This window comes from Endozoicomonas sp. ONNA1, from assembly GCF_024606325.1.
Lineage (GTDB): Bacteria > Pseudomonadota > Gammaproteobacteria > Pseudomonadales > Endozoicomonadaceae > Endozoicomonas_A.
Genome location: NZ_JAHHPN010000448.1, coordinates 1 through 2,244 on the forward strand (window position 1 = coordinate 1; position 2,244 = coordinate 2,244).

The window sequence follows — 2,244 nt, forward strand, 5'->3', positions numbered from 1 at the left end:
ATAACAAGGTGAGAATCACTGAGCTACGCAAGAAGAATTGATGGTTGAATGAGCGTATGGATCGGGGCTCTTTTGTTGCCTGGGAGGCTGACCTCAATTTTATGAACTTTCATCATAAAACCCAGTCTAATCACTTGAATCAATTTTGAATGTCCTCTCTGAGCGAGGATAAACACTGACTTTGAAGCTCTGGAGGAGCCAGGCATGAACCCTCTGAACAACCATTCCAGCGATGACGCTTCACCCCTGCCAACGAAGCAACCTCGAATGGAGGAAGCAGCAACGGGTGACTGTGCAGGCAGGGACGTTATTGTATATCACCAAAATCAATCTCCATTCCTCTGTTTGCCCGACGAAACAAAATCAATAATTATTCGCTATTTGGGTTTTCGCGAGATTACCCGTTTAGCAAAGGTATGCAGGTATCTTCGCGATTTTGTTAAAAATGATAAAGCGATGGAAAGAGCATGGTATCGCCGGTTTCCTTCACCACACCAATATCAACTACAGGCGATGATTACGACTAAAGATACACAACAACTCTGTGATTGGTTGAAGCCGTTTGCAAATAAGGACACTATCGAGTCACTTTTAAAACAACAACAAAGTACTTTTTTTCATCCTCAGCTCCTGTTCACCAACAGTAAACTGATGTCTCAATGTAAAACATTCAAGCTGACAAAAAAAGCCGAAATCACCCATAATTTCGGTGTCAACACAGCCAGCTTCAGTGCCGACAGCCGTCGTGTAGTGACCGCCAGTTTAGATAGGGCGTTGAAAATCTATGAACAGGAGAGTGGTGGAAACTGGGCAGAAAAAGACACTATTATCCATAGTCGTTCAGTCAGGTCGGCCAGCTTTAGCTCTGATGGCTGTTATGTGTTAGCCACCTTTTATGATAAGACATTCAATATCTATAGTCAGTCAGACAATGGAACATGGGGAGTAAAAGCCACCGTTCCCCATGTTCCCAAAGTCAATTCAGTTACCTTCAGTATTGACGGCAGCCGTCTGGTGACTGCCAATCCAGATCACACGGTGAAAATCTTTGCTGAGGGGGACAATGGATCATGGGAATTAGAGGACACTATTTACCATACCTGTCCGGTCGCTAATGCCAAGCTCAGTGTCGATGAGAGTCTTCTGGCGATCCGGGATGAACGTCTCACTGTTAAAATCTATGACAAGAGAGTCAATGGATCATGGATGGAAAAAGCCACCATTCGAAACCAGAGCAAAATCGTCCATTTCAGCGCCGACAGCTGCCACCTGTTAACCTTCAATTCACCTCGCGCGGCAAGTATCTATGACCAGCAGGCCGATGGATCATGGAGAAAAGCAGCCACGATTGATCATGATGATTCTCTCACCGCAGCCACCTTCAGTGCTGATAGCTGCCATGTGGTGACCGCCAGCTGGGATGGCAAGGTGAAAATCTATAGCCTGAAGGGTGCTTCATCATGGCAAGAAAAAGCCTGCATTTCCCACAACGGAGAGGTCACCTCAGCTACCTTCAGTGCCGATTGTCAGCATGTGGTGACCGCCAGTTATGATAAGACGGCAAAAATCAGTGGTCTCCAGACCGACGGGTCATGGCTGGAAGAAGCCTGCATTACCCATGGGCACAGAGTCTTCACAGCCACCTTCAGTGCCGATGGTTGTCATGTGGTAACCGCCAGTTTGGATGGCACGGCGAAAATTTGTGGTCAACGGGCCGATGGGTCATGGCTGGGAAAAGCCACCATCCAACACGAGGAACCCATCAACTCAGCCCACTTCAGTCCCGATGACCGATATGTAGTGACCATCAGTAATGATTTCAGTGCGAGAATCACTGAACTACGGAAGGACGATGTTGATCGAAGGGGTGTAATCTACCCTCCGTCTCAGGTTTGGTGCATCCTATTGTGATCCATGAGCTTGAAGAATTTTTCCGGATCAGGGCTCTGTTTTTTTCCTGCTTTCACTGACCTCAATCGTGTGAACTTTCATCAAAAAACCGAATCCAACCTATCGAATTCATTTTGAATGTCCTTTCTTAGAGAGGATAACTACTAGCTATGGAGAAATAAGGCATGAATGTTATGGACAACCATACCAGCGTTGACGGGCTACTCCCGTCAACACCTGAGTCGCTTCAAATAGAGCAAGCGCCAACGGGTATCAATGCAGGTAGAGAAGTGAGTGTCTATAACAACAATCAATGTTTATTACTCGATTTGCCCGTTGAACTAGAATCTGTGC

At 46.3% G+C, this 2,244-nt stretch carries 1 protein-coding gene; it reads left to right on the top strand.

Features of this window, described 5'->3' with window-relative positions:
• The first annotated feature begins 204 nt into the window (after positions 1-204).
• Positions 205-1,911 carry an F-box/WD40 repeat-containing protein gene (locus KDK19_RS10330; protein ID WP_257291885.1) on the top strand — a complete coding sequence of 569 codons (1,707 nt, stop codon included), beginning with the start codon at positions 205-207 and terminating at the stop codon, positions 1,909-1,911.
• Positions 1,912-2,244: the final 333 nt, after the last annotated feature.

Excerpts from the sequence above, each read along its gene's own strand:
- KDK19_RS10330 (WP_257291885.1), top strand. The coding sequence starts at position 205 with ATGAACCCTCTGAACAACCATTCCAGCGATGACGCTTCACCCCTGCCA.